This window comes from Chroococcus sp. FPU101 (assembly GCF_017312365.1).
Classification (GTDB): domain Bacteria; phylum Cyanobacteriota; class Cyanobacteriia; order Cyanobacteriales; family Microcystaceae; genus Chroococcus.
In genome coordinates, this window is the sequence record NZ_BLJI01000016.1 from 69829 (window position 1) to 93640 (window position 23812).

Annotated in this window: 18 protein-coding genes; 12 read left to right on the top strand and 6 right to left on the bottom strand. The window is 37.8% G+C overall.

Going from position 1 to position 23812, the window contains the following annotated elements; translation table 11 throughout:
* Positions 1–9 precede the first annotated feature (9 nt).
* The 6 genes from CFPU101_RS14855 to CFPU101_RS26020 all read left to right on the top strand — a co-directional run bounded on the left by CFPU101_RS14855 (position 10) and on the right by CFPU101_RS26020 (position 10937).
* Positions 10–6432, top strand: a complete 6423-nt coding sequence (locus CFPU101_RS14855) for a translocation/assembly module TamB domain-containing protein (RefSeq protein WP_206816121.1) — start codon at positions 10–12, stop codon at positions 6430–6432.
* 109 nt (positions 6433–6541) lie between these two features.
* Positions 6542–7705, top strand: coding sequence for a HetZ-related protein 2 (locus CFPU101_RS14860; RefSeq protein ID WP_206816122.1), 1164 nt, complete (start codon positions 6542–6544; stop codon positions 7703–7705).
* Positions 7674–7988: a ferredoxin gene (locus CFPU101_RS14865; RefSeq protein WP_206816123.1), complete on the top strand. Its 315-nt coding sequence runs from the start codon at positions 7674–7676 to the stop codon at positions 7986–7988. Before CFPU101_RS14860 ends, CFPU101_RS14865 begins: the two co-directional genes overlap by 32 nt.
* A 60-nt stretch (positions 7989–8048) precedes the next feature.
* Positions 8049–9536, top strand: a complete 1488-nt coding sequence (gatB, locus tag CFPU101_RS14870) for an Asp-tRNA(Asn)/Glu-tRNA(Gln) amidotransferase subunit GatB (protein WP_206816124.1) — start codon at positions 8049–8051, stop codon at positions 9534–9536.
* A gap of 105 nt (positions 9537–9641) precedes the next feature.
* Positions 9642–10694 carry a tRNA 2-thiouridine(34) synthase MnmA gene (gene mnmA / locus CFPU101_RS14875; protein WP_206816125.1) on the top strand — a complete coding sequence of 351 codons (1053 nt, stop codon included), beginning with the start codon at positions 9642–9644 and terminating at the stop codon, positions 10692–10694.
* Between the two features lie 120 nt (positions 10695–10814).
* A complete protein-coding gene (locus tag CFPU101_RS26020; protein ID WP_277988756.1) occupies positions 10815–10937 on the top strand; it encodes a hypothetical protein in 123 nt (40 codons plus the stop codon).
* Here CFPU101_RS26020 and CFPU101_RS14880 read toward each other — a convergent pair.
* The 3 genes from CFPU101_RS14880 to CFPU101_RS14890 all read right to left on the bottom strand — a co-directional run bounded on the left by CFPU101_RS14880 (position 10934) and on the right by CFPU101_RS14890 (position 15648).
* Positions 10934–11584, bottom strand: a complete 651-nt coding sequence (locus CFPU101_RS14880; protein WP_206816126.1) for an ester cyclase — start codon at positions 11582–11584, stop codon at positions 10934–10936. The genes CFPU101_RS26020 and CFPU101_RS14880 overlap by 4 nt on opposite strands.
* A gap of 265 nt (positions 11585–11849) precedes the next feature.
* The gene (locus CFPU101_RS14885; protein WP_206816127.1) at positions 11850–13667 is read right to left on the bottom strand and encodes a CHASE3 domain-containing protein; all 1818 of its coding nucleotides are present in this window, start codon (positions 13665–13667) and stop codon (positions 11850–11852) included.
* 52 nt (positions 13668–13719) lie between these two features.
* Entirely contained in the window at positions 13720–15648 is a 1929-nt protein-coding gene (locus CFPU101_RS14890) for a PAS domain S-box protein (protein ID WP_206816128.1), read from the bottom strand.
* A gap of 312 nt (positions 15649–15960) precedes the next feature.
* Here CFPU101_RS14890 and CFPU101_RS14895 point away from each other — a divergent pair, with 312 nt between their 5' ends.
* The 3 genes from CFPU101_RS14895 (at position 15961) to psb35 (ending at position 18094) form a co-directional block, all read left to right on the top strand.
* A complete protein-coding gene (locus tag CFPU101_RS14895; RefSeq protein WP_206816129.1) occupies positions 15961–16680 on the top strand; it encodes a response regulator transcription factor in 720 nt (239 codons plus the stop codon).
* Between the two features lie 101 nt (positions 16681–16781).
* Positions 16782–17666, top strand: a complete 885-nt coding sequence (locus tag CFPU101_RS14900) for a YihY/virulence factor BrkB family protein (protein WP_206816130.1) — start codon at positions 16782–16784, stop codon at positions 17664–17666.
* A gap of 221 nt (positions 17667–17887) precedes the next feature.
* Entirely contained in the window at positions 17888–18094 is a 207-nt protein-coding gene (gene psb35 / locus CFPU101_RS14905) for a photosystem II assembly protein Psb35 (protein ID WP_206816131.1), read from the top strand.
* A gap of 141 nt (positions 18095–18235) precedes the next feature.
* Here psb35 and CFPU101_RS14910 read toward each other — a convergent pair whose 3' ends face one another.
* Both CFPU101_RS14910 and CFPU101_RS14915 read right to left on the bottom strand, forming a co-directional pair.
* Complete coding sequence (locus tag CFPU101_RS14910) at positions 18236–18376, bottom strand: DUF2267 domain-containing protein (RefSeq protein WP_206816132.1); 141 nt, start codon at positions 18374–18376, stop codon at positions 18236–18238.
* 283 nt (positions 18377–18659) lie between these two features.
* The gene (locus CFPU101_RS14915; protein WP_206816133.1) at positions 18660–20318 is read right to left on the bottom strand and encodes an alpha-amylase family glycosyl hydrolase; all 1659 of its coding nucleotides are present in this window, start codon (positions 20316–20318) and stop codon (positions 18660–18662) included.
* A gap of 464 nt (positions 20319–20782) precedes the next feature.
* Here CFPU101_RS14915 and CFPU101_RS26175 point away from each other — a divergent pair, with 464 nt between their 5' ends.
* Both CFPU101_RS26175 and CFPU101_RS14930 read left to right on the top strand, forming a co-directional pair.
* Positions 20783–20947, top strand: coding sequence for a CsbD family protein (locus CFPU101_RS26175; RefSeq protein WP_206816140.1), 165 nt, complete (start codon positions 20783–20785; stop codon positions 20945–20947).
* Between the two features lie 247 nt (positions 20948–21194).
* Positions 21195–21539, top strand: coding sequence for a hypothetical protein (locus tag CFPU101_RS14930; protein ID WP_206816134.1), 345 nt, complete (start codon positions 21195–21197; stop codon positions 21537–21539).
* A 92-nt stretch (positions 21540–21631) separates the two neighbouring features.
* Here CFPU101_RS14930 and CFPU101_RS14935 read toward each other — a convergent pair whose 3' ends face one another.
* On the bottom strand, positions 21632–22408 hold the full coding sequence (locus CFPU101_RS14935) for a DUF1350 family protein (protein WP_206816135.1): 777 nt from the start codon (positions 22406–22408) through the stop codon (positions 21632–21634).
* A gap of 155 nt (positions 22409–22563) precedes the next feature.
* Between CFPU101_RS14935 and CFPU101_RS14940 the strand changes: the two genes are divergently transcribed.
* Entirely contained in the window at positions 22564–23778 is a 1215-nt protein-coding gene (locus CFPU101_RS14940; protein ID WP_206816136.1) for an ABC transporter permease, read from the top strand.
* Positions 23779–23812: the final 34 nt, after the last annotated feature.

Here is a 23812-nt window from a genome sequence, read left to right on the forward strand (position 1 = left end):
GGAAATAAAATGACTAACCCAAACACTCCCCCAGAACCTCCTAATCGTTCAGTTTTTCTGTTACGCTTATGGCAATTTGCTAGACGACCCTCTACACTCATTATTGGGGGAACACTTGCTGCTTTAGGTGTTGTTGGTGTTATCGGTTTACAGTATTTTGTTTATCAAAGATTGTCTCCGTTACTAGAAGAACAACTGAGTAACACGCTAAAAAGAGATGTTAATATTGGTGAAGTCGAGAACTTTTATTTATTAGGTGTTCGCTTAGGTGAAACGTCGATCCCTGCAACCGCAAAAAATCAAGATAGTTTAGAGGTTCAAAATATTGATGTCGGAATTAATCTACTTCCTTTTTTAATTGGTCGTCCCATTGGAATAAATATTACATTAATCGATCCCAATCTGTACTTAGCACAAAATGCACAGGGAAATTGGCAGCCATTTGGAATCAAATTACCAGAACAACAAAGAAAAAATCAGCTTTATTTTGCAGTTAACGTCAATGTCAAAGACGGTGATATTGCCTTAAAACCTAAAGCTTTACCCAGTCCGATTACTATAGCAGTTGATGGAAAAGGTAAATATACAAAGACTCAAAATCAGCAATTAGACTATGATTTAGCAGCAAAAGTATTAAATAGTAATATTAAGGCGAAAGGAACGACTGTTATTGAAACAGGGACAAATGAATTACAGCTTGTTATTGAACAATTAGATTTAGGAAAACTTGCTACACTCATTCCAAATAAAAAAGATTCTTTTCAACTCAAGCAGGGACAAATTGGTGCTGATGTTTCTTTAGATATGCCTTCTTTTGATGAAATTCAAAAAACCGAAGGAAATGGAGAAATCAATCTTCAACAAGTTGTTGCAAAACTTCCTCCTTTAAACGGATTACTTAGGGTAAATGCTAACTTTAAATTAGCTGGAAAAACTTTAGTCATTAATCAAGGACAACTTGGAATCGGAAAACTAAATGCTCAAGTGAAAGGAGATTTGGATTGGGAAAAAGGATATGATTTGGATATCATTTCTAGTTCCTTTGATGTGCCTCAACTTCTCTATGATTTAGCGGTTGATTTTCCGATTAAATTAACGGGAAAAGCCGATGCTAACCTCAAAGTAACAGGTTTAGTAGATCGTCCAATTATATCAGGTATTATTGATGGTAACAAAGCACTAAGTTTTGATAGGATTCCTCTAAAAGATGTCAAGGTTAGTTTACAAACGGATTTAGATCAAATTACCTTTCGTGGAATAGAAATTCAACCGACAGCAGGAGGAAATATTACAGGAAGTGGTGTCATTGGTTTAGGGATTATTAAATCTTTATCCAATGATCAAAAAGTTGATTGGAAAAAGATGCCAATCAGTCTTAATTATAAAGCTAATTTACCGAGCCAAAAAATTATCAGTCCTTATGTTGTTCTTCCTGCAAGTACATCATTAGGCCAATTTGATGCAGTTGGAAAAGTCGGTGGAAAACTGGGTGCATTGGATGTAGATTTAAAATGGAAAATACCTGATAACAATATAGAAAATAAAGTTGATCTTTGGGGTTCGGGACAAATTCAATATGTTAAAGAAGATCTAAAAGTTAGAAATACAGTTTTAAAAACAGAGGATGGTAGTTTAAATTTAGATGGCAATAGGAACTCTAAAACGAAATTATGGCAAGCGAATATTCTAGCTAATCAGTTTTTACTAAAGCCTTTTTTACCGATTTTGTGTCAGGAAGTTCCAAGCACTTGTGATTATGTACAAGAAATCAATACCCTACGACTTGAAAAAGCAAATTTAAAAGTAGACGGCAATTTAAAAGCGATTAATGCTAAGACGGTAAATGGTACTGGTACGGCTAATATTAGGATTAATGACGGTACATTAGCCTTTAATAGTCAACTGTCTAAAGGTGTTTTAAAAACTGCTGTGATCGCAAGTAATTTAGCAATCAATCCTTTTGTTCCTAAATTGACAGTTCCAGTCAGTTTAAAACAAAGTCGAATTAATTTCGCTGGGGAAATTGATGAGGTTTTGCAAGGAAAAATTCAAGGTTTAAATCGTTGGCAAGGAAACGGAGAATTTTTATTATCAGTTGACAATCGTCCCGTCACTGCAACCGCTAAAATTAATCGAGGACTTGTTCAAGCATCCGCAACCGCATTAGAAGGATTTGATGTTTCTCCTTTCCTTCCAGATACGATTACAATTCCAGTCAGTTTAAGAAGATCACAAGTTAATATCACTGGTTCACTTTCAGAAATCTTAGAACCCAAGAAATTTAATCCGAGAAATTGGCAAGGAAGCGGACAAATTAATCTATTAGTCGATAATCATTCCGTACAGTCTAACGCGACTTTAAATCAAGGAATTCTCAATACATTTGTTATTACAGAGTCTGGAATTGATTTATCTTCTTTCTTACCGAATACAACCGTTCCCGTCAGACTGGGAAACAGTAAGATTAACTTTTATGGTTCCATTGAACCGTTACTCAAAGGTTCACTTGAATCTCTCAAACAATGGCAAGGAAACGGGGATGTACAACTATTAGTCAATAACCGCTCAGTTGATATAAATGCAAATGTTCGTCAAGGAATTGTACAAGCAGTAGCAAATACTTCTAGTTTTCCCCTCAATCCTTTTTTATCTCCCAAGATTTCTACTCCCATTAGTTTAGCTTCATCACGGGTGAATCTAACCAGTTCTTTAAATTCATTACTAACAGGGAAGATTCCCAACTTAAATACTTTAACAGGAACAGCCGATATTAATGTATTAGTCGATCAGAATTTAGTTAGAGCCGATGCTAATTTAAAAAATGGATTTATCGAAGCAGTAGCACGCTCAGGTCGATTATCATTATCTAAACTCTTACCTAATCTACCGATTCCCGTCAATATAACTCAAACGAGAGTTAACCTGACAGGAAATGCTCAAACGATTCTGACTTCAATTTTAAATCAGAAACCCGATTTTAGTAGTCTAACTGTTTTCGCTACTTCTGATCTTGCTGTAGCTAAAGGAAAAGTTGAAGCAGTTGCAAGACTCAACAATAATATCTGGACAAGTAGCCTCAATGCGATTAATCTAAATACAACTTATCTGATCAATGAATTTAGCAATCTTAAAAAACAAGCACCTCTTCCCCCATTAAACGCGAGTCTCAATTTATCAGGGAATCTCAATTCTTTCCTCAATGGTGATGCAAATATTCCGATTCAAGCGCAAAAAGTCTTTATTAAACTTGGTGAAAGCTTTTTACTAGCACAAGGTAGTCTTACACTCGCTAATCTACAAGAGCGTCCAGATATAGCAAACCTTAGATTAGATATTAATGCAAGTTCTAATTTAAGTCGTTTACCCGTTGAACAAATTTTAGCCATACTTCCCGTAAACTCCCAATTTCTCCCTAGTGAAGTCAAACTTGCAGGTATTGGGAAATTTCAAGGGAGACTACAAGGAACAAATCTTTTAACCGCATTAAACCAACCAGGAAGCATACAACTCAATGGAAATGTTAGTTTAGCTGATTTTAGTTTAAACGATCGCGTTTTTGATTCCTATATCAGTGGCACTGTAAAAGCTGGAACTCAACAACAAATAGCGATTAATTTAAGAGGAAGACAGGATATTATTGCAGCAACACTCGATCCTTGTACTCGTTCTCAATGTATCGCACCCTATCTACCTCGATCCTTTGAATTCCAACAAATTGCTAATACAAATCAACCCATCATCGCAAGAGGAAGACGAAATGGAGATATTCTTACTGCGACGATTCAAGAATTCCCCCTAGAAATTCTAAGAATCGCCCCTGGAACAAACTATAATGTTTTGGGTTATTTAGGTGGCACCGTAAATGCTGACTTTGCACTAAATTTATTTACCCTCGAAGGTGAAGGAAATCTATTTATTGATCAGCCTGCAGTTGGCACCATAAAAGGAAACGCTTTACAAGCCAATGTAATCTATCGTAATAATATTGCTCAAATCAATGATGCGACATTAAAGTTAGGTCGAAGTGTGTATAATATTGCGGGTGCATTTAATACCAGAACCCAAGAAATACAAGGACAACTGAATATCGCGCAAGGACACGTAGAAGACTTATTTGCGGCCCTTAGTGTATCAGATATCGAAGGATTATTGAGAATCTTACAAGTTCAACAGAGAGAATATGCGTCATCTTCAACCGTAGAAACACAAAGCGTCGGAAATCCTAACGCGACAATTGCATCACAAGTCAACCTACTCGCAATTATAGAAGAACAAATTCGTCAACTCGCAAATCAAAGAGAAAAAGGAAGCGTTCCCACCGAATTAAATATCAGAGGTCGCTATAACGCTAACTTTACCATTGCAGGAACCTTAAAAAATCCCCAAGCCAATCTATCATTACAAGGAACGGGATGGGAATGGTATCCACAAGCTCCTTATCCTGATATTGTAAAACCATTGGGATTAGTGATCATTGATCGTCAATTTATCCCCATCAACGAAGTAACATTACAAGCGGGATTAAACAACGGAACACTTAACATCCAAACTGCAAGATTACAAATTCGAGATAGTCTTTTTGCACTAGAAGGAAGTTTTTCAACCCGTCAAATCAGCAGTCGTTTCAAAGTCGATAATCTCTCATTAGATACGATCGGTGCTTTTGTCGAAATTCCAGGGGAACTATCGGGATCATTAAATGTCGATGGAGTCATTAAAGGAAACCCCTTTAACCCCGTAGTCGAAGGAAACTTTGCTTTAAATGACAGTGCAATCAGAGGACGAACCCTAGCACAAAATATCGCAGGATTTTTTAATTATACCAATGCTCGTTTTACCGTCCAGAGTGCTGGAACCGATTCTTTAGCTTTTTATGCAAGTGTTCCTTTTCCCGTAATTCCTGATACTAACGACAAAATAGCAGTTAAAGCAAGATTAGGCACCGACGCTTTAGCATTACTCAATGTGATCACGCAAGATCAAATTACTTGGGTGGGTGGTGAAGGTGAAATAGTTTTAAATGCAACGGGAAGACTCGATCTTACCGAAGGATTTACACTCAAGGATTTAGTAGCTGATGGTAACATCTTCCTCAATAATGCCATTCTTAGAAGTGCTGCTTTTCCCGAAGTTCTAACCGTTAATGGACTGATTAACCTCTCACCCGAACGCTTAGAAGTCAGACAATTATCGGGTACATTTGCTGAAAGTCAGATTGTTGTTGCTGGAATCTTACCCTTTTTTGAACCCGCAGCCGCCAGAAATAATCCCCTCACCGTACAGATAGAACAAGGTAGAATCAAATTAGAAAACCTTTATGAGGGGGGAGTCGATGGTCGAGTTGTCGTCACGGGAACCGCTTTAAACCCGATCATTGGTGGTCAAGTTCAACTCAATAACGGTGAAATTTCTGTCCCTGAACAAAGACGAGACAATAATAGACAACCGCAACCCGTCGCTACTAACCGATGGTTACAAACCGCAAATCGACAAGCAAATCGAATTCCAGCACGATTTAATGATTTTCAGGTTTCTTTTGCTAACTTAAGAGTCGAACAAGATCTCCTCTATGAATTTAACTTTGGTGGTGGTTTAACTTTAAATGGTGCAGTCAATGACTTGAAGAATCTTCGCGCTAATGGAGAGATTTTACTAGATAGAGGACGTTTTAGCTTCTTAGAGACTCGTTTTCTGCTGAACCGTCGTCACCAAAACCGTATTGTTTTTACTCCCGCGCAAGGCCTTTTTAATCCAGCATTGGATATCCAAATGAGAACTATTCTCACCGAGTTTGCCGAAGCAAGAGGGGGTAGCGAATTAGCCAGACAACGAAGATCAGAAAATAGTAATGAGATTCCCGATAATAGCTTAAACAGAGTACAACGGATTGACGTGACGCTGAGTTTAAATGGTCGCTTGAGTCAACTTTTCCCTAGTTTTGGTCGAGATGTCTACGAAGTCTGTCAAATTCGTCCTGAAAGTCCACCTATTCCCGAACAAATTAATTATACAGATGCACAACTCAAACAACTAGCGACCTGTCTTCAAGTCGTCGCTTTTTCAACGAATCAAAATACACCAACACCATTCTTAGGTAGTCCTCTAGTTCAATTAAGCAGTAGTCCTCCGCGTAGTCAAGGGGAAATTGTTCGACTCTTAGGAGATCAGCTTTTAGGTTTGGTTGACTCGCTACAAGGGAAAAATACCGAACAACTCATCGAAGCTGGTGTCGTACAGCTTGTGATTCCCCTATTGTTGCAAGGTTATGTCTATGATATTGAAAGTGCTGTCAGTAACCGCATTAAAGCAGCAGATTTTAATATTTTGCCCTATCTCCAAGCAGTGTATCGCGTTGGGGATGAATCTTTTGTCCGCTTCTCCTACGACTACAATTTTAATGAGTTTTCTGTTAGATACGAAACAAGATTTTAAGAGAAACGTAACAACTTTGTATCGATAGTCATTTCTTATTAATTTGTTTAGTCATTCGGGATTATCCTTAATAATTAAGATCCCTCCTGTTTTGGTGGAGAGTATATTAATGAATAAGGTAGCTGATCAAATAGAAAAAACATGGCTTGCTCATGTATCTGAAGAGCAATTAAAGGAAAACGCACGACTTCCGATTGTACAGTGGTTAATTGGGGAAGATAAAGAGCGTTGGGAAACCTTGACTCCAGAACAACGAAATTTAGCAATTCAAGGTTTAAACTATCGCTATCAAATCCTTAAACAGCATTATTTAGATCTGCCACCGACTCAAGCTTATCGAAATCTACTGAATCGTTTAAGTTCAATTGTATCACTCCGCCAAAAAATTAAAACTTGGGTGTCAATGAGTCGAGAACGACAACGCGCGATCGTCGATGTTGTTGAAGAAGTGATTCAAGAAATGTTGAAAAGCGATCGCTATTTACAAAGTCAAATGAAATGGATCGCTCAATGTACCACCGACGAAAAAATGCGAAATAATCTTCTTTTTGCCAGTTTAGAAGAATATAGTCGGCGTTCGATTAACAATCAAACCCTATTAATGTGTCGTTTTGTTAACTATTTACATCGTCAATCCCGTAGTGGTTTAACCCAATTGCCACAACATGAAAATATCCGTATCCTATCAGAACAGGTCTTGTTTGATGAACCCGAAAACACGATTAGTTTATTAGATCATCAAGCATTGCGTCTTCATCAAGATCATCAATACTGGGAAGACATTCAAACCACCCGCAATAAAGTACAAAAACGTTTTGAAGCTTATTTAGCCGAAAACTTGGGACAAGAGGCAGTGGATTGGTTAAAATTATATTTAGCAGGACAATCTCAAGAAGCGATCGCACAAATCCTCAATTTACCCATTAAACACATCTATCGTCTTAGAGAAAAAATCACCTATCATGCCATTCGTGTTTTTGCACTCAAAGAAGAATCTAACCTCGTTTTTGAATGGTTAGAAATTTCTCCAGAGAAACACAATTTAGGATTAACCCCTAAACAATGGGATCACTATTGGGAACAATTAACCCCCTCTCAACAGCAAATTCTCAGTCAACTCAAAGACAACAAAAACTTAGAAGCGATCGCACAACTCTTGAATTTGAAACGTAGCCAAGTGATTAAAGAATGGACACAATTATATTTAGCCGCGCAAGAGTTACGAACATCTTCCGTTCATTATGAATACAAAATCCACTCAACTGAACATTAGAGATAGATGTGTTCATGTCTGTCAACACTCATCCTGTTTAAGACAAGGATCAGCAATCATCTTACTCGAATTTCAATTAGCCGATCTTCCCGAAAAAACTACCATATTACCCTGTGAATGTCAAGGTCAATGTAGCGCAAGTCCGACCGTTGTAGTGACACCCGACCAAACTTGGTACTATCGCGTTACTCCCAAAGATGTCACCAAAATTGTCGAACAACATCTTAAAGGTGGTGAACCTGTCAAAGAAAAGCTACATCCTCGCTTCCATCCTCGCGTTTAACCGTTCAAGCTACAATAGAGCCATCAGAAATATAGTGATAGCCACAGAAATTTATAACTCATGGTCACTGCTGTTAAAACAAAAATTGAATACGAAGCAATCATCGGTTTAGAAACCCATTGTCAACTTAATACAAACAGTAAGATATTTTGTAACTGTTCGACCGAATTTGATAGCCCACCTAATACAAATGTATGCCCAATTTGTTTAGGCTATCCAGGTGTGTTACCCGTTCTCAATGAAGAAGTATTAGCCTCGGCTGTAAAATTAGGATTAGCCATCAATGGTCAAATTGCACCATACAGTAAATTTGACAGAAAACAGTATTTTTATCCAGATTTACCCAAAAATTACCAAATTTCCCAATTTGATCTCCCCATCGTCGAACATGGTTCACTAGAAATAGAACTCGTAGACAAAAAAACCAAAGAAGTCACCCGTAAAACCATCGGGATCACTCGTCTGCATATGGAAGAAGACGCAGGAAAACTCGTTCATGTAGGAAGCGACAGACTAGCAGGATCAAGTTATTCTTTAGTAGACTTCAATCGAACGGGCGTACCTCTGCTGGAAATCGTCTCAGAACCCGATATCCGTAGCGGACAAGAAGCGGCCGAATATGTCCAAGAATTGCGCCGTATCGTGCGTTATTTAGACATTAGCGACGGTAATATGCAAGAAGGTTCAATGCGCTGTGATGTTAATATATCGATCCGTCCCGTAGGTCAAGAGAAATTTGGGACTAAAGTAGAGATCAAGAATATGAACTCGACTTCTGCTATACAAAAAGCCATCGAATACGAAATAGAACGGCAAATTGAAGCCGTTAGAAATGGCGATCGCATTGCCCAAGAAACTCGTCTTTGGGAAGAAGGCAGCCAACGTACAATCAGTATGCGTTCTAAAGAAGGTTCTAGCGACTATCGTTATTTTCCTGAACCCGACTTGCCACCGCTTGAAGTTTCAGCCGAACAACTGAACAGATGGAAAGCCGAAATAAGCGAATTACCCGCGCAAAAACGCCATCGTTATGAGACACATTTGGGATTATCCGCCTATGATGCAAGAGTACTAACCGATGATCGCAGTGTCGCCGAATATTTTGAAACTGCCATTGATGAAGGTGGGAATGCTAAATTAGTCGCCAACTGGATCACCCAAGATATCGCCGCTTATTTGAATAATAATAAATTAGCGATCGCGGATATTGCGCTTACACCGACTTCCTTAGCTGAATTAGTCAGCATGATCGCTCAAGGAACCATTAGCGGTAAGATTGCTAAAGATATATTACCTGAATTACTCACAGAAGGCGGATCAGCTAAAGCACTGGTCGAAAAGAAAGGACTTATCCAAGTTAGTGATCCCAAAGAGATTGAAAAAATCATTGATGAAGTCATAGCCGCACATCCAGGCGAACTCGAAAAATTCCGTAGCGGAAAAACCAATTTAAAAGGGTTTTTTGTCGGACAAGTTCTCAAAAAATCTGGGGGTAAAGCCGATCCTAAATTAACCAATCAAATATTAGATCAAAAACTACAAGGATGAAAATTTGTAGGGGTTTGGTTACCAAACCCTTACTATGTGTATAAAACTGAAAAAATGTTAGCCTAGAATAAAACAGAATTAGAATTTGGTGAACGATATCAAACTATGAACAAAGTCGTCGTCGGCTTATCAGGTGGGGTTGACAGTTCGGTAGCGGCTGCAACATTACACCATCAAGGATATGATGTAGTAGGTTTAACCCTTTGGTTGATGAAAGGGAAAGGACAATGCTGTTCAGAAGGAATGGTAGATGCTGCTTCTTTGTGTGAACAGTTGGGAATTCCGCATCATATTGTCGATAGCCGCGATGTCTTTCAAGCCAATATTATTGATTATTTAGTATCAGGGTATGAGTCTGGAATAACACCCCTACCCTGTTCGCAATGCAATAAAGCGGTTAAATTTGGCCCGATGTTGCAATATGCCACTGAACAACTTGGGGTTAAGCAAATTGCTACTGGACATTATGCTCGTATACAATATGACCCAACCCGTCAACGCTATCAACTATTACGGGCAGTTGATAGCACAAAAGATCAATCCTATTTCTTGTATGATTTAACTCAAGATCTTTTAGCTGCATCACTGTTTCCCTTGGGAAATCAAACCAAAGAAGAAACGCGACGCATTGCGGCAGAATTTGGTCTCTTCACCGCCGATAAACCCGATAGCCAAGATTTGTGTTTAATTGAAGCACACGGCTCGATGCGCGATTTTTTAGACAAGTATATTAAGCCCACAGGAGGCGATATCGTTGACCTAGACGGGAAAGTTTTAGGGAAACATACAGGAGTACATCATTATACAATTGGACAGCGTAAAGGCATTGGAATCGCTGCACCAGAGCCTTTATATGTGGTCAAACTTGATCCCGTCATGAATCAAGTTGTCGTCGGCAGTCGGGAAAATGCAGGAAAATCAGATTGTATAGTGAGTCGGCTGAACTGGGTATCCATTGCAGAACCCTCGACCCCGATACGCGCCCAAGTACAAGTCCGTTATCGAACACCCGCAGTAGACGTGAACCTGATTCCGCTAGAAAATGGTTTTCTTAAGCTGATTTTTGATGATCCTCAGTTTGGCATTACCCCAGGTCAAGCCGCCGTTTTCTATGATGGCGAAGTGTTACTTGGTGGTGGCATCATCGAAAAAGATTGATTTTGGCTTGTACAGGAAAAGATTCAACAGCTACGCCGCGTCTATGGCGTTTGCAGTTAGCAGTATGTATGACAAGCAGTATCAAAAAGGTCAGTTAAGCAAATACGGTTAAATTAGCCGATGGTGATCGAGAAAATTATCGGTTTAGATGAAATTAATGAGTCATTGCACCGTATCCCTTTACAGTTAAGCTTAGGTAAGATGTACGGTGCTCGTCTTTTAGTTCAACTCCCATCACCTTAATGAACAGGACAGCCACCAGCAGTTAATTTCTGTAGGAAAGCACTATTATCGAAATAATGCTCTACCGATTCTATCTTGAGATCGTCTGTGACTTTAGCGATACTCAATCCGATTATCTCGATCGTCTCTCCAGTAGGTTGATAGGTTTTGTATGACCCCTTGAACGTTCCCCAATGTCGCCATTTGAAAACAACATTCGGAGGGGCTGAAACCACTTCGATCAGTTCCCAGAGAAAACCATTGGGAAAAGCCGTATGAAAGAGATTGTAGGAAGAATCAAAGGTTTCTTCCGAAGATCGATAGTGTTCGCTTTCACCTAGAAATAGATTATAGGTTCCTGCTTCAACAATATCTTGGGTGGTGTATTCAGGGCCGCCATTACTGCTCATCCGAAATCGCTCGGTGACGACAGAAAGCCATTGTTGGGGGTTGGTTTTGTGAGAGGCTTCCATTTCAAAGGTTCTGACTAAATTATAAGCGATCGCATTAAGAGAACCTTCGGCATGATTATGCTGTCTTTCCCGTTCTAGGAACTGATTAGTATGAGTGTAGTCGGGACGTTCTCCTCGCCACTCGACGTTTTCATCATTGAGAAGGACTTCTTCTCGATCCTGTATCCACAAAGGTATTTCAGTATTTGAACTCATTACTTATTGTCCTTAAGTAGATTGAAAAGCTTACATAATATTTAAGCTCGGTTTGATGTTTTCATTCACATTTTTAGCAAAAATATACAGTTACAAAAGCCCTGAAAAATATAGCGATATGGCTCTAATAGATCTATTCAAGTTTTTTACAATTTTATGCTTTCACAATCAGTAAAGATTTAAAACTAATCGATATGAGTTTAAAGTCGTCAATTAAAGTCTAATCACAGATCAACAACATCACCGCCTATCCAAACCCTAAAAATTAAACAGATTTTGGCCAAGTAAAATAAAATGTTGTGCCTGTATCAGGATTCGATTCTAAATTGATCATTCCCCCCTGATTATCTAAGATTTTTTTGACGATCGATAAACCGATTCCAGTATTTTCTTTAATATCACGTGGAAATAGCGTTTGAAAGATCACAAAAATTTTTTCATGAAATTCGGGGGGAATACCAGGCCCATCATCAGCAACCAAAAATTTATAATATTCTGGAAGCTCTTCAAAAGCGATTATAACTTGTCCTGCATTACAATCATGATGTTTAATCGCATTACTAATGAGATTAAAAAAGACTTGTCTTAAAGGGATTTTATGCGTTTTAAAAATCGGCAGTTCTGAAGCAACTTCAAATCGGAAACCCTCGGGAGGATCAATACTATCAATCACTTCATTAACTAATTGTTTCACATCAACTGTTTCAATTTCTGTTTTAACGCGCCCTACACGTGAATAAGCCAATAATCCATTGATTAACTCTTCGAGTCGGTGAACTCTTCCGCGTAATAGCTTCATTTGATACAGGGTTTCCCCAGTCAGTTGCTCTTCTAAATCTTCTTCAATCCATTCCGAAAGACTAGCGATCGCTCTTAAAGGTGCTTTAAGATCATGAGAGGCTACATAGGCAAATCTGTCAAGTTCTTGGTTTTGTTTTTCAAGTTCAGTATTAGCTTTAGCTAAAATTGAACTCAAACGAGCTAATTCATCAGCGCGTGACTTAAGTTTAGCTTTAGTCGCTTCAGACTCAGTAATATCGCGAATAATTACTAATAATTGATCATCAAATGCCATCTCACTGACTGAAATTTCAATCGGAACCGTTGAACCATCTTTACGATAACCTGTCGTTTGCCAACGTCGATCAGTTTCTAATAAATTACTGTGCCAAAAGTTAATTTTTTCGGCTTTTTCAGCTTCAGATAAATTCCTATCAACCATCAACACCATTAAATCTTTGCCAAGCACATCACAGGGTTTATAGCCAAATATTTCCGAGGCTGCAGGATTAAATGATTCTATTTTATTTTGTTGATTGAGAGTTATGACCCCATCAACCAGTTTAGTTGTAATGGTATCGATAAAAATATTACTTTCACGTAGTTGTAGTTCGCGTTCTCGTAAATCTTGATCTAATCTATTAAATAAATAGACAGCCGCCAAATAAGCAAACGCACTAACCCAAGCCGATGCCCATTGAATCCCTGTCGTAATTCTTCGGACATTTCGTAAATTTAGCTGTTCAATAGCCAGTAAAGCTTGTTCTTGTGCTTGTAACTCTTCAATCGATTTACGAATGGAGTCCATCACCAGTTTACCCTGATAGAGTAAAGCTTTATCTTGGTCTGTAACATAGCCTGCGGGTTGCTGTTTAAATTGTTTGACCTTTTGTTCAAAAAGATTCATTTCTTGCTGAACTAACCGTTGAATTTCCTTCCATTGTTCAGCCTGTTGATAATTATCTTTTAAAAGATGATCGAGTTCTTGAATAGTAGCGGGTAAACTAGATTGAGCAAATCGATAAGAATCTAGAAAATCTTCTCGACGATTAATATGATAGCCCCTGACACCTGTTTCCGCATTCAACAGTGCCAACAGTAATTTATTACTTTTGTTAATAACCGCCTCAGTATGATCGATCCTATTGAGTGTAGCGATTCCTATTTGACGTGACCAAACCCAAGCCCCCAAAGTTGCCAATAAGCAAATAGCAGGAATTGCAATAATAATCGCACCCCTATAACTAATTGGTAATCTTGACCAAAAATTGCTATTTTTAAAAATAGTGAGCGGATTAGGCATTTTATAAAATGGTTAAAAAATAAATTAAATAATAATCCCTTTCTAGCAATGTTTAAGTCGTCGCGTTAGGCCATGTAAAACGAAAAGTTGCACCTTGATTAACATCTGATTCTAAAGTAATTGATCCTCCTTCCGATTCGATAATTTTTTTCACGATTGATAAGCCGATGCCAGTATTTTCGTTACCATCACGAGGTTTAAGTGTTTGAAAAACGCCAAAAATTTTATCGTGATATTCTGGCGCAATACCCGCCCCATCATCAGCAACAGCAAATTCATAAGCATTCCCTAAATCTTTAATAGAAATTTCAATCGTTCCATCGGGTCGCTCATGGTGTTTGATTGCATTACTGATTAAATTAGCCAAAACTTGAGTTAATAGTAGCCGTTTAGTCATTAATTGAGGATTAGAAGATGGAATAATAATTTTAAAAGTTTCAGGAGGAGCTAAAGAATCAATAATTTCTTCAATTAAATCTTTTATATAAACGGGTTCTACAGCTACTTCGGTTCGGCCTGCACGTGAGTAAACTAACATACCATTGATCATATCCTCCATACGATGAACTCTTTGTCGTAAAAGCTGCATTTGTTGTTGATTTTCTTCAGGCAATTGACCTTCTAAATCATCTTCGATCCACTCCGATAGATTAGCGATCGCCCGCAAAGGTGCTTTTAGGTCATGTGAAACAATATAAGAGAATTGATCGAGTTCTTGGTTCCTCTTGCGGAGTAAATTCGTAGTCTGCATTAAGACATCATTTAGAGCCTGTAATTCTTGTTCGGCCTCTTTCCGTTGGTCTATATCTTCTACTACTCCGATAAAATATTTAGGTTGTCTGGGAAGCACGGTATCATAAACAAAAGAAACATTGATATTGACCCAGATTAATGACCCATCTTTGCGAATATAGCGTTTTTCTAATGAATAATTGTCAATTTCACTAGCTAAAAGTTTATTAACATAACCCAAATCAATATCAAGATCTTCAGAATAAGTAATATCTTGAAACGTCAGTTGCAAAAGTTCTTCACGAGTGTAACCCACAATATCGCAGAGTTTTTGATTAACTCGTAACCACTGACCTGCTAGACTAACATGAGCAATCCCAACAGCAGCTTGTTCAAAAGTGGCACGAAAACGTTCTTCGCTCTCTTTAAGATTTTCTTCAGTTTGCTTACGTTCAGTAATATCTTTAAGTGTTCCAATCATCCGAACAGCATTTCCTTTGGCATCAAACAAAAAACGACCAACCGCATCAATCCAACGGAGACTCATATCGGGTAAAACAATCCGATACTGCGCCTTAAACTCTTCAATTTGTTTGTTCAGTGCATTTTTAATAATTGCTTCTACTTGATGTAAATCTTTTGGATGAACTCGGTTAGACCAATCTTCATAAACTCTGTACGGTCTTCCTGGTTCATAGCCAAAAATAATTTCATGTTCAGGTGTCCAATACATTTGATTGGTGTTAATATCCCAGTCCCAAGCAGCGGTAGAGGCAGCAGCTAGGGCAAGGGCTAGGCGTTCTCGGTCTGTTTCACTTTCAATTTGTGCGGCTTTGGCTTGTTTAATCTCTGTATCGATCTGTTTAACCTGTTCTGGACTTGGTAAGGCTAGAGCATTAGGAATGAGGGGATATAGTTCTAAAGCCGTATAAACTGAGATCAGTGCTGTAATCGCTTTAACTCCTCCAGATAGCCAGTAAGTCGGAAACCAGAGTGTCCAAACCTCCATTACATGACTTGTACCGCAAGCGGCAATAAAGAAACCAAATAACCAAAATAGTTTGGAAAAAGGTACATCTTGCCTTTGACGGACAAAATAAATTAACATAGTCGGAATCGAGTAATAGGCTAGAGCGATCATTGCGTCTGATGCGACGTGCAACGATACTAAGCCCGTTTGCCAAAGGTAACAATGACCATGAGGTATATACTGACCTAATAAAAAGACAGATGCTCCAAATACGGACATAACAGTAATTTCCTAAAAGCGGACTCTACAACGAACAAAATCAATCACACCGCCGAAAGCAAAAATTTTTCCCAGAATTCTTACGGATAGCTATCCTATTTTAATCTTTTTAGATCTATCTTGAGGAGTAGTAAGTCAGTTTCTACCTCTGGATATAGTTCTTTCTGCTGGTAGACACACTGATCTGAGGTTGTATTTATATAATTTGTAGAAGAAACTGTTATAGCAATTTCTTAGGATAGATTAGAGAGTTAGATTACCCTAAGATAGATTGCAAAAGCCTAATAAAAGATCAAAAGTTGATGAAAAATTATGGATAAGATTCGGATAATTGTTATTGAAGACCATGAGTTAACGCGTATCGGCTTAATCGGTGCTTTACAACGACGCGACGGAATACAAGTGGTAGGGGAAGCGAGTAATGGAACCCAAGGTCTGAGATTATTAGAATCTGTTAAACCTGATGTCGCTTTAGTGGATATTGGTTTACCTGATATCGATGGGATTGAATTGGTTCGACGTTTTAGAGCGTCTGCAATGAACGATGAAACAGCCTCTGCTAAAATCTTGATGTTAACAATGCACAGGAGCCAAGATTCGGTTTTAGCTGCTTTTGCGGCGGGTGCAGATTCCTATTGCATGAAGGATGTTAGTGTCGATAAGTTAGCCGATGCGATTCGTTTTACACAAGAAGGAAACCCTTGGATTGATCCTTCGATCGCTAATATTGTTTTACAACAGGTTCGACAATCTACCCCTAATGGTGAAGCGGCTTTAATCTCGAAACAAATTTCGATTAATGCGGTTGATGCAGATTATCAAAAATTGCTCACTGATGATCCATTGACTGAACGTGAATTAGAGATTTTAGATCTAATTGTCGGTGGCTGTAGTAATGCTGATATTGCAGGCAAGCTTTACATTACAGTTGGTACGGTTAAAACTCATGTTCGTAATATTTTAAATAAATTGGGGGCGGATGATCGAACTCAAGCTGCTGTACGGGCTTTACGTTCTGGATTAATTCATTAATGGGGCGCTCTTTTATTTTACCATTTGAGTTTTAATAATCATACTTAAAAGAGGGGTTAATCATCTAACCCCTACTACGGGATTAATCACGGAATTAAACGATGAGTTTTAAAACATTATTTAGTTTATTAAAAGAAACTTTTCAAGAATGGCAAGAAGATAATGCGTCTTTATTAGCTTCATCTTTAGCTTATTACACGATTTTTTCCTTAGCACCTCTGTTGATTCTGGTTATTGCCATTGTCGGGGCTATTTTTGGCGAAGAAGCAGCAAGAGGTGAAATTGTTAGCCAAATTAGAGGTTTAGTTGGGGTTGAAGGGGCGAAAGTCATTGAAACGGCGATCGCTAATTCTGCTCAACCAGAAACAAGTCGATGGGCTTCTTTTATTAGTGTTGTCGTGCTTTTTTTTGGTGCGTCGGGTGTTTTTGGACAATTACAAGAAGCTTTAAATACAATTTGGAATGTTAAAGCCAAACCCGGATTAAATATCACTAATTTAATTAAAAAGCGGATTTTATCATTTACGGCTGTCATTGGCATCGGCTTTTTATTATTAGTATCATTGGTGATTAATGCGGCCATTTCAGCTTTAAATCACTATCTCAGTGGCTTTTTACCTGGTTATGATTTTTTATGGCAATTGGTCAATTTCTTGATTTCATTTGCTGTTGTGACCTTTTTATTCGCTCTGATGTACAAATTTTTACCCGATGTTCATATTACTTGGCGTGATGTAGCTGTTGGTGCGATTATTACCGCTTTGCTCTTTACAATTGGTAAATCTTTACTAGGAGCTTATTTAGGAAGTGGTAGTTTTGGCTCAACTTACGGGGCGGCTGGTTCTTTAGTGGTACTCCTCTTATGGGTTTACTATTCGGCTCAAATCTTGTTTTTTGGAGCCGAATTTACTCAAATTTTTGCTAAACGGTATGGCTCACAAATTGTGCCGAATGACTATGCGGTAAAAATTAAACAAAATAAATAAAGTTTTTCTGCTTTCTTTCGAGTTGCTTGATGATTAGGTGAGTCTAACTCACCTTTTTTATTAGTCATTCTTTAGATAGATAAATTTTATTTTTGCTCAATCTTTAGTCAGATAAAAAAGTTGATTAAAGTTAAATTTTACTCTAGAAAGATAGATGATCGATTGATGATAACTGTATAAAATAAGAATATAAATTATCAAATTTAGGAGATTGTTTAAAAATGAATTTACTAATGGAAGTAACCACTAATACAAATGCGCCTCAATATTCGGTTTCTTTAGTTTTAGTGATGGTTCTTGGTTTTGTAGCGGCTGCCACCATTGGCTCTATTGCTTGGTATAATTCAAAACGTCCTTTAGGTTGGGAAGATAAAGAACGTCCTGAGATCGTTCCCGATGTACCTAAAGTAGATTTAGATGGGCAATAAATCTTAAAAAAACTGCAAAACCAATTCCATCTAGCTAGAAATCTAGGTGGAATTTTTTAGATTAAAGGTAAAACAAATCGGATGCCAACTCAACACCAGATTCTAAAGAGGATTAGTAGCAAAAGATAGGCATTTTAATTTTCAGTAAAAAGAGAATGGTTCATTACCCGCTAAGCGTTCGGCAAGAGTTTCTAATACAGCACGGGTAGCTACTTTTGCTTCTTCTCTTGATGTTAGACCCGCTCGATTTTGAACCTGTCCGATAAATTCATCATGTTTCATAAAATGTTGTCCTTTGTTGGTTTTTCATCTCAGCATTAGAGCCGTGAGCGAATCACTTTTATTAATCCGTTAGAAACCTTGTTTGTAGTTCAATGACTCAGCTAAACAAGTAAGCTATTTTTTCGCTTCTGCAACTGATTCTAAAAAGTCACTCTTATGAAGTCCTGTTTTTTTAGTCATAAGTTATGGTTCTAAATTGATCTATCAAATGAACGGGTAACAAAAAACCCAGCTATCATCTAGCTAGGCATCAAATCGATCATTAAAAATAAAAAAGCTAATCTTACTGCCAAACAAACACTTTAGCTTCGTATGGCCCTAAATCGGTCATTAATTGGCTATTTCCAGACTCAACATCATAGTTAAGAGTCCATTCGTGCCACGTACCATCAGCAGGAAAATTAGTGATGGTATAACCGCCTAAAAATTGCTCTGAGAAGTTGGCAACGACAACCACTCTGGAACCTTCATCATTCCAACGGACATAAGCTAAAACTTTTGCTTCTGGGTTTTCATGGAAAAAGTCAATATTACTTGTTTGTAAGGCTTTATTTTCTTTTCGTAAAGCAATTAAACCTTTGTAATATTCAAAACAGCTACGGTTGAGGTCATTTTGCAGTAATGTCCAATCAATTTTAGCCTGATCGATGGTTTTATATTTGTATTCCCCAAATTCTTCACCCATCCAAATCATCGGAATACCAACTGAGGTCATTACTAAAGCAAACCCTAGTTTTTTACGGCGAAATGCGTCTTCATCGAAAATATTGCGATCGCCTAACTCAGCCATAATACGATTATGATCATGGTTGGTCAAATAGTTAACAACATTCGTCAAACCCATAAAACCGCGTCGTTTCGGTTCAATAACGTTTTTAAGTTGTTCTAAATCGAAGGTTTCACCCGCAATATGAGCAACAACCGTATGATAGAAACTATCTTGCCAACATCCGTCCATCGGCCCATCCATATTAGTAATGGCGGGGGTTTCGGGAATATATTCAGCTACACTATAAAATGGTTTGGCTCCTGCTGCTTTTTTGCTTTCCTCGACCATCCAATTCATAAAATCGTAGTTATCGACGTATTTAGCCGCATCGTAGCGAATGCCGTCAATATGATATTCTTTGATCCAAAAAATAATCCCATCACCAATAAAACGACGTGCGGGATAAGTATCTAACTTTTCATCATAATGTTCATAGTTAAATTCTGGCCCCCAGTTTTCATCGGGATTTTTTGGGGAATGATGATACCAGTAATCATGATCGATTTGGGTTAAAGGTGCAGAAGATTCAGAATGATTATAGACTCCATCCAAAATTACACGAATACCCCGTCCGTGACATTCATCGATTAACTGTTTTAAATCTTTTGTAGAACCGTAACTGCTTTCGGGTGCAAAATAGTGACGCGGGTTGTATCCCCAACTATAATCACCAGGGTACTCTTTAATCGGCATCAATTCAAGTGTATTAATTCCCAATTCAGACAAATAATCTAATTTTTCTGTAACGTGTTTAAACTGACCTCTCGCATTAGGGTCATCTTCTCCCCCCGAAAAGTCAGCCACGTGCATTTCATAGATCACCATTTCGTGATCCGCAGGTAATGGCTTATCATCATGTTGCCAGACATAATCATCGACGATCGCTTCACCATCTTTAATTTTTACAATGGCATTTTCTTCAGAACTCATACCATCGATATCGGGTGCATAGGGGTCTGTTACATCTACCCATTGTTGAGGTTCAAAAAACCAAGAGTTAGACTGTACTCGAAATTTATAAGTATAAACTCCATCTTCTAAATCAACCGTTGTGCGGAAATATCCATCCTCACCTTTTTCCATTGGAATTTCTTGCCAGTCGGAAAAAGAAGCCATTAAAGCCGCTTTTGCGTTGTATGGAGCAAATAACTTAAATTCAATTGGTTTAGCCATAAAAAGTTTTATTTTTGAGTAAATCGTTTGTTAATTGTTTTTATTATTGCTACTCTTAACTTTTTAGGAACCAAACTTAAGAAATATGACTTAAGACATATTAATATAGTTAATCTGTTCAAAAATACTATAATATGAATTATTGGTCACAAAAATGATGAATTATCGGCTTTTTAGGTTTACTTCTTGAGATAGACCGTTTCATCAATACTAGGGTAGAGCGAATAATCAATAGGTTTATTCTATATTGAGGACATATAAATAATATAGGTTTAGAACAAATGAGTATTGAAAAAAGAGCCAAAGCAGTTGCTAAAAATATTGAAGGTCAAGCGCAAGAGTTTTTAGGTGAAGTGACGGGCAATGACCAAGATGTTGCTGTCGGACAAGCAAAACAAGCTGAAGCAGAAATTCGTCATCTTGATGCCAAATTTCTTGATCAAGAAGCTACTGATACAACAGATATAGGAAACAGACTAAAAGCAACCGCCAAAAATCTTGAAGGAAAAGTACAAGAATTCGTCGGTGATGTGACAGGTGATCCTCAAACTAAAGCTGAAGGAAAAGCGAAACAAGCTGAAGCCAATTTACGTCACACGGTTGAGGATATCAAAGACACTTTGCGATAGATTGGATTGATGAAAAACTTAGATCAACTTAATGTAATCAGGTGGGCAATGCTCACCTTTTTTAAGGTCAAATATCGCTTGTATCTAGGCAAATACTGACTTTTATCACTCTAGATAATTTTTAGTTATATCTATCTATATATATAAATTTTAACGCCAAACTCAAAGCCTTGAGATAGATGCTCCAAAAAGATAAATAGAGCATACTGTAATTATTAAATCAATAACATTTTGGTAATAAAAAATTATGTCAGACCCTAGAGTTGCTGGTGATAAATATGATAGAGGTATTGTCCCTGCTGAAACGGCGGCTCGCGAAGAGCGCGAAGGCGAGGATTTTAAACATATTCCTGAAACAGATGATCCCTCAATTGATACAACAGGTGGTTATACAGTAGACCGCGAAGGATTGTTAAACAACTACGCAATTGAACCCGAAATGTATTACGAAGAACCAGGCGATGCAGCAGCAATAGAAGCCCAAGAAAAAGCAGAACGAAAAGCGACACTAGAAGATACTAATGATAATGATGAAACTGGACTATTAACCGAAGAAAAAGACCGACGCGGTAAAGGCTCAGGTATTATTTAAAATCAAATTTCAAAGACTCGATTGACTTTCAAAAATCACTTTTTACATGAGCTATCTCCACAAGGCACGAATTATGTGTCTTTTTTCATTAATTAGATAAATTTTTCTGGATTTAACCAGCGTAGAACTTCATCTCTCAAACGATAAATATCACGAGAAAATTCTTTTTTAATCCATTGACCAACGGCATCAAAAGGTGTAAATATTTCTCCTGCTTTCCAGTCAATATCTTGACCTAAAGGAGTTAAATGATTACCTGGTAAATTAAGTGAGGCAATCATATTGGGAAAACGAGAATTTAAAATTGGATTTAAAATATTGGTTTGATCAATATCATCATTAGAAAAACGGATTAAAAGATTACGACGAACTAAATAATTTTCAGAAATCAGATCTTGAGTTTCTTCAGGTGAAGGAACAAATTCTAGGTTGAGTGTTTTAACATCTAAAGCTAAAGGCTCTATAAAAGGAATGGCACGTTTAACGGGATAATTGTTAAAAGAGATCAAGATATTGCCGTGTCGTTCAACCTCAAACAAACTCCCAATCAACAAATGCAGTTTACAACCCATACTATGCCCCATCCCATAGATAGGAAGATAGCCGAGTTTGAGTTTACCAGTTGATTGAAGCCGTTCTAAAATAGATTCAAAACGATTAAGGACATTAAGAGCGATCGCGCTATGATCAAGAGTGTTAACAAATGGTGTGGCAATGACAGCGTAACCCGATTTACCGAGATTTTCCAGAAGCCAACGATAGGTTATATTAGGTGCAGTTGCGACAAATGCTCCCCCTAAAAAGTGAATAATTCCGACAGGTTGTCGAGGAATTAAAACCCAACTACCCGAAATTTCTTGCCAATACATATAGATTCATCAAAAAACTGACCCCTTAAATATTATGGCGTAAAAAAATATGACTTTGATTGACAAAAGAGCATTTCTACTTTGAATGCCAATCCTATGGTTATGGATATTTTGATTAGCCTCGAATATGGATTAGTACAGGATGAAGAAAAACGATGGAAATTAAAGAGCATTTTAAAATGGCGTTTTCAGCTTTAATGAGCAATAAATTGCGGAGTCTCTTGACGATGCTTGGTATTACGGTTGGTAACGCTTCGGTTATTGCAATGGTCGGTATCGGAGAAGGAACACAACGACTCACCGCAGAACAATTTGCTACTTTGGGGCCAAACGTGTTGTTTATTAGTCTCACATCCCGTAATATTAGCAGTACTATTCCTAATGCGCGTCCTTTAGTATTGGAGGATGCTGAAGCCATTGAAAAGCAAATCCAAAATATTGTCGCTGTTTCTCCCGAACTTTTCGGACAGTTTTTACTCACTTATCGACAAAAAAATGCTCTAATTTCAATTGTCGGTGCTTCTCCAGATTATCTTCAAGTAAGAAACTTTCAAATCAAGAAAGGTCGCTTTCTTAATGATAGTGATTTAAGACGTAATCATCGAGTTGTGGTTTTAGGTTCTCAAGTGGCCCAAGATTTATTTAAGCAGCAAGACCCAATTAGTCAACAAATACGGATTAAAAATATTAGCTTTGAAGTAATTGGTGTGATGAAAGCGAAAGGAGCTTTATTTGGTTCTAATCAAGATAATCAAGTTTTAGTACCTCTAACGACGATGGCCAATCAATTACAGGGTAAAACATCAATATATGGTGTTCGTTTGCATCTGCTATCGGTTTTGGTCAACAATCAGAGTCAGCTAGATGCAGCACAATTTCAAATCAAAAATTTGCTACGTCTAAGACATCAAGTTCATTTTGATGACTATGTGAAAGTGACGACTCAACAAGCAATCATGGATACCGCAACCAAAACGAATGAAGGTTTAACTAAAATGTTAGCTGCGATCGCAAGTATTTCTTTATTGGTTGGTGGTATTGGTGTGATGAATATTATGCTGGTTTCGGTTACCGAACGCACTCAAGAAATCGGTTTACGCAAGGCATTAGGCGCAAAAGAACAAGATATCTTACTACAGTTTTTGATTGAAGCGATTATTTTAGCAATTACAGGGGGTGCGATCGGAACCCTGACTGGAGTAAGTAGTATGGTTTTTGCCCAATCCTTTTCAATGATGTATACCAGTATTTCTGTACCAGCTATTGTAGTGACTTTAGGAGTTTCTGGAGGGATTGGTTTCATTTTTGGGGTGATTCCAGCGCAACGTGCAGCTAGACTCAATCCTGTAGATGCTTTAAGACGCTCTTAATCAAATTTTCCAAAACAAAAACCCCAATCTGTGT

What these genes read in the sequence shown, in the direction of transcription:
- CFPU101_RS14865 (WP_206816123.1), top strand. Translation starts at nt 7,674, where the DNA reads ATGAATACAAAATCCACTCAACTGAACATTAGAGATAGATGTGTTCAT.
- CFPU101_RS14885 (WP_206816127.1), bottom strand. Translation starts at nt 13,667, where the DNA reads ATGCCTAATCCGCTCACTATTTTTAAAAATAGCAATTTTTGGTCAAGA.
- gatB (WP_206816124.1), top strand. Translation starts at nt 8,049, where the DNA reads ATGGTCACTGCTGTTAAAACAAAAATTGAATACGAAGCAATCATCGGT.
- CFPU101_RS14890 (WP_206816128.1), bottom strand. Translation starts at nt 15,648, where the DNA reads ATGTCCGTATTTGGAGCATCTGTCTTTTTATTAGGTCAGTATATACCT.
- CFPU101_RS14855 (WP_206816121.1), top strand. Translation starts at nt 10, where the DNA reads ATGACTAACCCAAACACTCCCCCAGAACCTCCTAATCGTTCAGTTTTT.
- CFPU101_RS14930 (WP_206816134.1), top strand. Translation starts at nt 21,195, where the DNA reads ATGTCAGACCCTAGAGTTGCTGGTGATAAATATGATAGAGGTATTGTC.
- CFPU101_RS14900 (WP_206816130.1), top strand. Translation starts at nt 16,782, where the DNA reads ATGAGTTTTAAAACATTATTTAGTTTATTAAAAGAAACTTTTCAAGAA.
- CFPU101_RS14880 (WP_206816126.1), bottom strand. Translation starts at nt 11,584, where the DNA reads ATGAGTTCAAATACTGAAATACCTTTGTGGATACAGGATCGAGAAGAA.
- CFPU101_RS26020 (WP_277988756.1), top strand. Translation starts at nt 10,815, where the DNA reads ATGGTGATCGAGAAAATTATCGGTTTAGATGAAATTAATGAGTCATTG.
- CFPU101_RS14895 (WP_206816129.1), top strand. Translation starts at nt 15,961, where the DNA reads ATGGATAAGATTCGGATAATTGTTATTGAAGACCATGAGTTAACGCGT.
- psb35 (WP_206816131.1), top strand. Translation starts at nt 17,888, where the DNA reads ATGAATTTACTAATGGAAGTAACCACTAATACAAATGCGCCTCAATAT.
- mnmA (WP_206816125.1), top strand. Translation starts at nt 9,642, where the DNA reads ATGAACAAAGTCGTCGTCGGCTTATCAGGTGGGGTTGACAGTTCGGTA.
- CFPU101_RS14935 (WP_206816135.1), bottom strand. Translation starts at nt 22,408, where the DNA reads ATGTATTGGCAAGAAATTTCGGGTAGTTGGGTTTTAATTCCTCGACAA.
- CFPU101_RS14860 (WP_206816122.1), top strand. Translation starts at nt 6,542, where the DNA reads ATGAATAAGGTAGCTGATCAAATAGAAAAAACATGGCTTGCTCATGTA.
- CFPU101_RS14915 (WP_206816133.1), bottom strand. Translation starts at nt 20,318, where the DNA reads ATGGCTAAACCAATTGAATTTAAGTTATTTGCTCCATACAACGCAAAA.
- CFPU101_RS14910 (WP_206816132.1), bottom strand. Translation starts at nt 18,376, where the DNA reads ATGAAACATGATGAATTTATCGGACAGGTTCAAAATCGAGCGGGTCTA.
- CFPU101_RS14940 (WP_206816136.1), top strand. Translation starts at nt 22,564, where the DNA reads ATGGAAATTAAAGAGCATTTTAAAATGGCGTTTTCAGCTTTAATGAGC.